Raw genomic sequence first — 8,585 nt, 5'->3', positions numbered from 1 at the left:
CTTTCATTTTATCTACCTCCTATTTTGTTTGATTATTTTATCAAGGTAGATGCTCATTGTCTATATGAACCTATACACACAGTTGACTACACAGAAGAAGAACCAATAACAAGAAGAATTACAACCTATGAAGGTGAAAATCAAGAGTCAGATATTTTTTCTGAATACTATCAAGGAGGTTAAAAATGAAATATAAAGTCAAGTTGGACTATCCAAACATCTTAGTAATTGATGGTATGGAATACATGCTTTTTCCTGAAAAAGAAATAGAACTTCCGGAAACAGCTGAAATTGTGCAAACTTATGTAGGTTTAGAATATCTTGAACCACTGATAACAGATGACACTCCAAAAAAATCAAAAAAGGAGGTAAACAATGCCGGCTAATTACTTGCATGGAGTAGAAACTATTGAAGTTTTGAAAGGACCAATACCCGTAAGAGAAGTAAAATCTGCGGTAGTGGTTGTGATTGGCACTGCTCCTATCCATCTGACAAAACCAACAGGCATTTCCGAAAACGACTGGTATAACCAACTTGTCAACCAGCCTATACTTGTTCTTGATAGAGACGATGGAGTAAAATTTTTCGGAGAACCAACTTCTGGTTATACTATTCCTTATGCACTTAATGCAATCTTTGACCATGGCGGAACCACTATCATTGTTGTCAATGTTTTTGACCCAAGAGTGCATAAAAACGAAAATAATCAGCCTGACCCTTCCAAAGTTACTTCTGCTGATGTAATTGGAAGCATAGATTCCACAACCGGAAAAAGAAAAGGATTGAAAATAATAGATGAGCTTTATTCACAATTTGGATTTACCGCAAAACTTATACTTGCTCCAGTGTATTGTGAATCACCAGCTGTTGCATCTGAAATGATAGCTCTCGCAGAAAAAAGCAGGGCTCTTGCTCTTATTGATGCTCCTGCTGGTATGACAGTTCAGCAAGTTATCAACGCAAGAGGAGTAGGAGGTCAACTAAACACTTCTTCGTATAGAGCTGTTATCTGCTATCCTCATCTGAAAGTTTATGACACAGCAACCAATTCTGAAAGAATTGAACCTTTCTCCCAAAGGCTCGCTGGAGTAATAGCAAAAACTGACCATGAAGATGGCTATTGGTTTAGCCCTTCCAATAGAGAAATTCTTGGCATCATAGGTATTGAAAGGCCTATAACCGCAAGTGTCAACGACCCAAACACGGAAGCAAACATACTTAATGAAAATGGGATAGTGACAGTTTTCAATGCTTTTGGAACAGGATATAGAGTCTGGGGCAACCGCTCTGCAGCATGGCCTACAAAAACAGACCCTAAGAACTTTATATCAGTAAGAAGAACAGCAGACATAATTGCAGAATCAATAGAATATTCAACAATGCAGTTTTTAGATAAACCAGTTACAATAACAATTGATGGAGTTCTATCATCAGTAAATGCTTTCATAAGAACACTCATTGGAAGAGGAGCTCTTGTTGATGGCAAATGCTATTTTATGAAAGACAAAAACCCACCTGACAAATTAGCCCTTGGACATCTCACTTTTACATACGAAATCATGCCACCAACTCCTGCTGAAAGAATTACATTTGAACAAGTTATAAACATTGAACTCTTGAAAAAAATAACCGGGTAGGAGGTAAGCTATGGCTATAGAAATAGCAAAAGTTTTCAACGCAAGAGTTTACATTGATGGGACTGACTTCATAGCAAAAGCGGAAGAAGTAGAATTACCGAAACTAAAATTCACATTTGCTGACACAAAAGCACTTGGATTATACGGTGCTTCTGAACTTCCAACTGGAATTGATAAAATGGAAGCAAAAATAAGATTCAACTCAACATATCCGGATTTTCTCTCAATTGCATCAGACCCATTCACATCAAGAACAGTAATAGTAAGAGCACCATATCAAGTTTGGACACAGCAAGGAGTAGCAAAAACATCATCTCTTAAAGCTGAAATTAGAGGCTTTTTCAAAGAATTTGACAGCGGAAAATTCAAAAGAGGAGATAGTGCAGAATCAGAAGCTACACTTTCAGTACTGTATTTCAAATTAGAAATAGACGGACAAGAAATCGTAGAAGTAGATACTCTCAACAATATTTACAAAGTCAATGGACAAGATAAACTTCAAGACTACAGAACAGCCATAGGAGGATAAACATGAAAGAAATAAAACTCTCGAACGGCAAAGTTGCAGTTATAAAAGAAGGTAAAGGAAGAGATTTATTTTGGGCTTACAGAAATGCAACAGACCCTGCTGATATCATAAGGTTATTGATAACAAGGCTGATTACAATTAACGGAGAGCCTATCACAGAGGACACTCTTGATGAACTTCCTATACAAGATGCAATGCTACTTATAAGAGTTTTTACAGAGTTTTACTCCCCTTTGTTAGCAGAGAGAGTATCCTCAGCATGATAAAGCATGGATTTAGATATGAAGAACTTTCTAACATGTCTTACGAGGAGCTTTTATTTTGGGCAAACACTCTTAATGAATACTATGAAAAACTCAACGAAGATATTTAAGCCTTTCCTTCAGGAGTTTTCTAATCTTCCTCTTTTGCCTTTGTTTTTCAATAAATCGTGTAATTGCTGGCTTACCAAGAACATAGAAAAGATAACCAAAGGCAATAAGAGGAACGAGGAAAATAACCAGCCCACCAAGAACATAACCTATAAAAATGCTTAACATGATACCAAACACAAAAGGCATACTTATAAGGATAAACCATGGACTTCAAAATTGCAATAGCACTTCAACTGGTAGATAACTTCACAAAACAGCTTTTTGAGGTAAGGGAAAACCTCACAAAGTTTTCTCAGGATATAGAAAAGACCCAGAGAGGGCTTACCAAACTGGGAGAAACCTTTAAAAAAGCCTTTGACCCTAAAACCTTATGGGAAACATCAGAAAAATTTGAGAACTTTTCATCTCAGATAGCACAAGCAACAGCCCTTCCATTGGCAGGTATAACACAAACACTTAGAGCTTTCTCAGAGATGGAATCTGCTCGCACAGAAATGGAAGTAGCTTTTATGACACGGACAGGCCTTCCAGAAGAAATTTCAAAGATAAACAAGATAGTAGATGAGCTCGGAACAAAACTTCCGGGTACTACCGCAGACTTTTACAGAGTTGCAACAGCCCTAAAATCCGCAGGTATGAGCGCTAAGGACATAGCAGAAGGAGTCCTAAAAGGTGCATCTTATTCGTGGGTCCTATTCAAGCGAGAGGTATCTCCCGAACAAGCAGCAGAATACATGCAAGAGTTTGCCAACGCATTCAAAATTCCTGCAAATCAGTTTATGGATTTTGTAGACCAACTACAAAGAGTTAAATTTGCATCAGGTTTGACACTTACTGAAATAGCTTATTCAACCAAGTATTTTTCAGCTGAGATTAATCAACTTGGCATAACAGGCATTAACGCTTTTAAACTGATGGGGGCATGGATTGGTACACTAAGTCAACTCGGACTTAAAGGTGAAACAGCAGGAACTTCAATTAGGTCAGTTTTGCAAAACATTATTAATCTTGATGAAAATGTAGCTAAACTTTCAAAACAAGGAATAGATTTACAGATTAGTACAAAAGATTTTCTGGACGAAAATGGAGCTTTCAAACTTGAACAGTTTTTAATAACCATAAGAGACAAACTTAGTGCAATTAATGACCCACTTCAAAGAATGCAAGTTTTAAAAACACTTTTTGATGGAGAAGGTATGCGTGCCATAGCTCCATTGCTTGGTAAAACAAAAGAAGAGGCGCTGGAATATTTAAAAGCAATAAAAGATAGCTTTAGTCCGGAAGAATATGAAATGATGAAAAAACAAATAGAATTTGGAGGATTTAGCGGTCTTGAAGAGATGGCAAAAGCTATGCATGAGCAGGCAAGCCTTCAGGATAGGATTAACAAAACACTTAACACCTTTTCCAACATTTGGGAATCCCTTCAAGGAACAATGACAAGCCTTGCAGCCATAATTGGTGAACTTGTTGCACCATCTATGAAATTACTTATGGATACAGTGAACAACTTTATAGGAAAGATTGCGGACTTTATAAGCAAGCATCAAACACTTTCAAAGGTGCTTACTTATACAGTTGGTGGTTTTGTAGGCTTTTTAGCTGTGCTTGGAGCGGTTGGGATAGTAGTTGCAAGCATGATGAAACTTTTTGCCTTTGCATTCGCTCCCTTTATATGGTTTATGCGAATTGCTCTTGTAAAAGGACTAACAACTGCCATTTTCCAAAATGCCCTTGCCTTTATGAAATGGGCAATAACAGGCACCACTTCAACTGGCTGGTTAAAAACACTGGATTTCCTTTTACTTCGGGCAAAACTTTCAATGCTTCAACTTGTTGGTGTAATCAAACTCAAAACTATAGCCCTGAGAGCAATGGCTTTGGCTTGGATTACCTCTCCGATAGGACTTATTATTGCAGGAATATCAACCTTGATTGCCATAGGATATCTTTTATATCGCAACTGGGATAAGGTTATAAAAGCTTTAGTCTGGCTTTGGAACTGGCTCAAAACTACATTGTCTTCAGTCTGGAACTGGCTCAAAACTAACTGGCAGAAGGTTTTACAGGTCTTTCTTATGATTAACCCTCTCACAGCCCCTATTATAGCCTTGCAAAAACTTATTCAGTTTGTGTCAGGGATAAACCTTTTCCAAGCAGGACAAAAAATAGTGAATTCCCTATGGGAAGGTATCAAATCCATTGCAAACAAGCCTGTGCAGATATTCAAAGAAATAACACAGAAAATCAGAAATCTACTACCTTTTAGCCCAGCCAAAGAAGGACCTTTAAAAGATATTAACAGAATTAAGCTTATTGAAACAATAGCAGAAAACATTAAGCCAGCTCCACTCGTTAATCAGTTTTCAAATGTTTTATCTCAAGCCACCTCTATCCGTCCTCTTGTCCAACCCGTAAAACAAGTCCTTGAACCTGTAAAAGCTTTCACTCAACCATTAATCCAACCCGTAAAACAAGTCCTTGAACCTGTAATAAAAGCCTCTACAAGCTCTACGAACATTGTTATTAATCTTGGCGGTGTACATATAACAGGCAAAATGACTACTGATGAAGCAAAGGTAGTCGCACAGGACATTGAAAGAGAAATCCGGAAAGTTTTAGATAAAATACAAAACGAAAGAATGAGGAGGGCATACTGATGCAGTATGCATCAATCGGTGATATAGTGTTTGAAATAACATCATACAAACAACACTCAGAAAATCAAGAATACATATATGCAAAACATCAAACTATCCTCCCACCATCAAGCCTTCAGTTTATGGGGACAGAACTACGGGAAATAAACATTGCTATACGCTTTCACAGAGAATTTTGCAATCCACTTGAAGAATATAAAAAACTTCAAGAGATAGCAAAACAAGGAACAGCCCAAAAGCTTATAATTGCAAACACAGTCGTCGGAGATTTTGTAATAAAAAAAATAAATGCGGAGTTTCAACAAATAGACGTTTTTGGAAAACCAATTGTAATTGATTGCAATATAGAACTACTTGAATACATAGAAAAGCAATTAGAACAAAAAAATACAACACCAAAGAAAAAAGAAAAACAAAAAAAACAATACAAGAACAATGCAACAACAAAAGACAAAAAAAACGCAGAAAAAATAATTACAAAGAAAACAAACCCTGACGGCTACCAATATCATGAAATAATACAGAGGAAACAATGAAAGAATATATCACTAAGGATGGAGATAGATGGGATTTACTTGCCTGGGAGTTCTATGGAGACCCTTATCTTTATGTGGTTTTGCTTGAAGCCAATCCGGATTTAAAACACTATTCAGTTTTGCCAAGTGGCAAAAAATTAAAGGTACCGATTGTCTATATAGATGAAGCTTCAGAGGTGAGCCCACCATGGCAGAGGGATTAATAGTCCCAAAACCTTATCTATACGTGGAATTGAACAATCAGGATGTGTCTACCTGGATTGTGCCCTTTTTGATTTCTTTCAAATATGTGGATAACGATGGATTGCAAAAGGATGAGTCAGATGATGTAGAGATAGAGGTTGAGGATGCAAAAGGCATATTCCGGAATAATCCACCTGCAAGGGGTTCAAGTCTAAAAGTGAAATTTGGTTATGAAGAACGCATCAGGAATGCTGGAGTTTTTTTTATAGATAGTTTTACATACAGAGCAAGTAGGAATGGGGATATATTTATAATCAAAGCTTTAGCTAAAGATGTAAAATCATCGTATAGAACTATTAAAACTACTGCATTTGAAAATACAAGCTTGAAAAAGATAGCAGAAGAAATTGCAAAGAGACAAGGCTATCAGCTTGACTTTGCAGGAGAGGATATAGCTTTTACAAGAATTACACAACAAGAGAAAAGGGACCTTCAATTTTTGTCTGAGATTTGTAAGAAATACGGATACATATGCAAGGTTGCAGATAACAAGCTAATTGTTAGGAGTTTAAACGAAAGGCTTTCTTCAAATACGATATACACTCTTACAAGAGAACATGTAATAGATTTCTCTTTTGAAGCAAGTTCCCTTTACGAAGGGAATATAGAAGTTGTTTACTTGGATGTTGATAAAAAAGATAACATACAATCAAAAGAAAAAACAAAAGTTAAAGCAAGCGGGGATGTAAAGAAAGTTAATGTAAGAGTTGAAAACAAAACTCAAGCAGAAAAAATAGCAAAAGCACAGAAAACTCTAAACGAAATGAAAGAGATAAAAGCTCGGTTAGTCTGTGTAGGTATTCCAGAACTATATGCAGGCGGGAATGTAGAAGTCAAAGGTTTTGGAGCCTTTGACAGGGTCTATTACATAGCAAGAGCGGAACACAGGATTACACGGAACGGATATACCACGGAGCTTGAACTATACAGAAACCCACAGGAGGCTCAGAAGAAATGATAAAAGTTGGTAAAGTCGTAGCAGTAGATGAGAAAACCTGCAGATGTAGGGTTCAACTTGAAGATAATGACGGGGTGGTGACATATTGGCTTCCTATAATTGTGAATAAGTCCCAAAAAGACAAGTTTTACTGGCTTCCGGATATTGGAGAGGAAGTGCTTTGTGCTTTCCTTGAGCATGGAATAGAACAGGGCTTTGTGCTTGGAGCCATTTACAACGAAAAAGATACAGTGCCAGTTGTCAGCAAGGATAAGTATCATATAAGGTTTGAAGATGGGACTACGATTGAGTATGACAGAAAATCTCACAAGCTTTCAATCAATTGCGTAGGAGATGTAGAGATTGTGGCACAAGGGAACATAAAAATTGTAGGAACAAGAATTGATTTAAACCCGTAAAATTTAAACCCGTAAAGAGGAGTGAAAGATGCCAGCAATTGTAAGGCTTGGAGACAAAAGTTGCGGGCATGGATGCTTTCCAGCAAGACCAAACACAGAAGCATCTCCTAATGTGTTTGTAAACGGAAAACGAGTTCATAGAGTTGGAGATGCATGGGATACGCATTGCTGCGGTCCTGTCTGCCATGATGGGGTGGCAAGTTTGGGCTCAAACACTGTTTTTATAAACAGTAAACCCGTCTGTAGAGTAGGAGACAGCATCTCATGTGGAGATACCATGTGTGAAGGAAGTCCTAATGTTTTTGCTGGATAGATTGTTACAATTTTTCAGAAATTCGGGACAATTTTGTTTCAGAAATTCGGGACACATATAAATATATTTATTAGAATATCCTTATAATAAAGGAAAATAGCCGTCCCGAAAAAACCCTTTATTTCCCACACTTTCTCGAAAAGGTGTCCCGAATTTTTGAAAAATTATTTTTGGATATTTTAAAAATAGAAATATTGACAAAGAAAATAATAAAGATTCTATTAAGAGAAATGTTTTTAAGTTTAACTTATTTTTCTTATAAAGAAAAAAAATTAATAAAGGCCATATAAAATAAAATTGTTCTTCAATTGATAGTGACCATATATGTAGAAGAGGTTTATAAATAGCTTCTTTATTCCAGTATCCAACTTCATCTATTAATCGGAAATTTTGATAATAAAGAGCACTGCTTTTAATATGTTTACCAAGATTCATAAATTCTTCAGGTAATAAAAAGAAATATCCAATAATTAATGAAAAAGATAAGACTAATATTAAAGCAGGAAACAATCTTCGTGCTCTATTTCTATAAAATTCTTTGAAAGAAAAAGTATTTTTATTAGACTTTGTAATAATTATAGATGTTATTAGATACCCAGATAATACAAAAAATATATCAACTCCTATAAATCCGAAGGAAAATCTAAAAGGAAAGAAATGGAATAAAATAACCAAAAGTATAGCAATTCCTCTTAATCCATCTAAGTGCGGATTATATTCTAAAGAATGTTGAAATACAGTTCCATCAAATTTAAATATCTTATAAATAAATTTGAAAACTTTGAACATACTTTTTAATAACCTCACCATAAATAGGAATCAATCTTTGTTATCAGTATAAAATGGAACTATCTTTTTTAAAAAGTCTTTTATATTCTCAGGACATAATTCTATTATTTTTTCTAATTCTTTTAAGTAGTAATCTAAATCTTGTAA

At 35.8% G+C, this 8,585-nt stretch carries 12 protein-coding genes; 11 read left to right on the top strand and 1 reads right to left on the bottom strand.

The genetic code is table 11. The features are described from left to right. From NE054_RS05915 to NE054_RS05865, 11 genes are all read left to right on the top strand, one after another. Nucleotides 1-183: hypothetical protein (locus NE054_RS05915; protein WP_297889766.1), on the top strand; the 183-nt coding region annotated here is incomplete at its 5' end. Between the two features lie 2 nt (nt 184-185). Next, complete coding sequence (locus tag NE054_RS05910) at nt 186-386, top strand: hypothetical protein (RefSeq protein WP_297889763.1); 201 nt, start codon at nt 186-188, stop codon at nt 384-386. Next, nucleotides 376-1,638, top strand: coding sequence for a phage tail sheath subtilisin-like domain-containing protein (locus tag NE054_RS05905; protein ID WP_297889760.1), 1,263 nt, complete (start codon nt 376-378; stop codon nt 1,636-1,638). Before NE054_RS05910 ends, NE054_RS05905 begins: the two co-directional genes overlap by 11 nt. Before the next feature lie 10 nt (nt 1,639-1,648). Further along, nucleotides 1,649-2,167 carry a phage major tail tube protein gene (locus NE054_RS05900; protein ID WP_297889757.1) on the top strand — a complete coding sequence of 173 codons (519 nt, stop codon included), beginning with the start codon at nt 1,649-1,651 and terminating at the stop codon, nt 2,165-2,167. 2 nt (nt 2,168-2,169) lie between these two features. Further along, nucleotides 2,170-2,430, top strand: coding sequence for a hypothetical protein (locus NE054_RS05895; protein ID WP_297889755.1), 261 nt, complete (start codon nt 2,170-2,172; stop codon nt 2,428-2,430). Between the two features lie 314 nt (nt 2,431-2,744). Then, on the top strand, nt 2,745-5,201 hold the full coding sequence (locus NE054_RS05890) for a phage tail tape measure protein (protein WP_297889753.1): 2,457 nt from the start codon (nt 2,745-2,747) through the stop codon (nt 5,199-5,201). Beyond that, a complete protein-coding gene (locus NE054_RS05885) occupies nt 5,201-5,737 on the top strand; it encodes a phage tail protein (protein WP_297889752.1) in 537 nt (178 codons plus the stop codon). The genes NE054_RS05890 and NE054_RS05885 overlap by 1 nt, the downstream gene beginning before the upstream one ends. Beyond that, on the top strand, nt 5,734-5,940 hold the full coding sequence (locus tag NE054_RS05880) for a tail protein X (RefSeq protein WP_297889749.1): 207 nt from the start codon (nt 5,734-5,736) through the stop codon (nt 5,938-5,940). Before NE054_RS05885 ends, NE054_RS05880 begins: the two co-directional genes overlap by 4 nt. Beyond that, nucleotides 5,925-6,938 (top strand): hypothetical protein, encoded by a 1,014-nt coding sequence (locus NE054_RS05875; RefSeq protein WP_297889746.1) that lies wholly within the window; start codon nt 5,925-5,927, stop codon nt 6,936-6,938. The genes NE054_RS05880 and NE054_RS05875 overlap by 16 nt, the downstream gene beginning before the upstream one ends. Continuing rightward, the gene (locus tag NE054_RS05870) at nt 6,935-7,336 is read left to right on the top strand and encodes a phage baseplate assembly protein V (RefSeq protein ID WP_297889743.1); all 402 of its coding nucleotides are present in this window, start codon (nt 6,935-6,937) and stop codon (nt 7,334-7,336) included. Before NE054_RS05875 ends, NE054_RS05870 begins: the two co-directional genes overlap by 4 nt. 28 nt (nt 7,337-7,364) lie before the next feature. Beyond that, nucleotides 7,365-7,649, top strand: a complete 285-nt coding sequence (locus tag NE054_RS05865; protein ID WP_297889741.1) for a PAAR domain-containing protein — start codon at nt 7,365-7,367, stop codon at nt 7,647-7,649. Between the two features lie 81 nt (nt 7,650-7,730). Here the strand turns inward: NE054_RS05865 and NE054_RS05860 are convergent, their stop codons facing one another. Then, nucleotides 7,731-8,438: an acyltransferase gene (locus NE054_RS05860; RefSeq protein WP_297889738.1), complete on the bottom strand. Its 708-nt coding sequence runs from the start codon at nt 8,436-8,438 to the stop codon at nt 7,731-7,733. Between the last annotated feature and the right edge of the window lie 147 nt (nt 8,439-8,585).

Origin of the sequence: Sulfurihydrogenibium sp. (assembly GCF_027448985.1) — a bacterium.
Taxonomy (GTDB): domain Bacteria; phylum Aquificota; class Aquificia; order Aquificales; family Hydrogenothermaceae; genus Sulfurihydrogenibium.
Note: the sequence above shows the minus strand (reverse complement) of the source record. Positions and strands in the feature narration are given on the sequence as shown.

Coding starts and splice junctions, on each gene's coding strand:
- NE054_RS05895 (WP_297889755.1), top strand. CDS start 2,170: ATGAAAGAAATAAAACTCTCGAACGGCAAAGTTGCAGTTATAAAAGAA.
- NE054_RS05865 (WP_297889741.1), top strand. CDS start 7,365: ATGCCAGCAATTGTAAGGCTTGGAGACAAAAGTTGCGGGCATGGATGC.
- NE054_RS05880 (WP_297889749.1), top strand. CDS start 5,734: ATGAAAGAATATATCACTAAGGATGGAGATAGATGGGATTTACTTGCC.
- NE054_RS05905 (WP_297889760.1), top strand. CDS start 376: ATGCCGGCTAATTACTTGCATGGAGTAGAAACTATTGAAGTTTTGAAA.
- NE054_RS05885 (WP_297889752.1), top strand. CDS start 5,201: ATGCAGTATGCATCAATCGGTGATATAGTGTTTGAAATAACATCATAC.
- NE054_RS05910 (WP_297889763.1), top strand. CDS start 186: ATGAAATATAAAGTCAAGTTGGACTATCCAAACATCTTAGTAATTGAT.
- NE054_RS05890 (WP_297889753.1), top strand. CDS start 2,745: ATGGACTTCAAAATTGCAATAGCACTTCAACTGGTAGATAACTTCACA.
- NE054_RS05860 (WP_297889738.1), bottom strand. CDS start 8,438: ATGTTCAAAGTTTTCAAATTTATTTATAAGATATTTAAATTTGATGGA.
- NE054_RS05900 (WP_297889757.1), top strand. CDS start 1,649: ATGGCTATAGAAATAGCAAAAGTTTTCAACGCAAGAGTTTACATTGAT.
- NE054_RS05875 (WP_297889746.1), top strand. CDS start 5,925: ATGGCAGAGGGATTAATAGTCCCAAAACCTTATCTATACGTGGAATTG.
- NE054_RS05870 (WP_297889743.1), top strand. CDS start 6,935: ATGATAAAAGTTGGTAAAGTCGTAGCAGTAGATGAGAAAACCTGCAGA.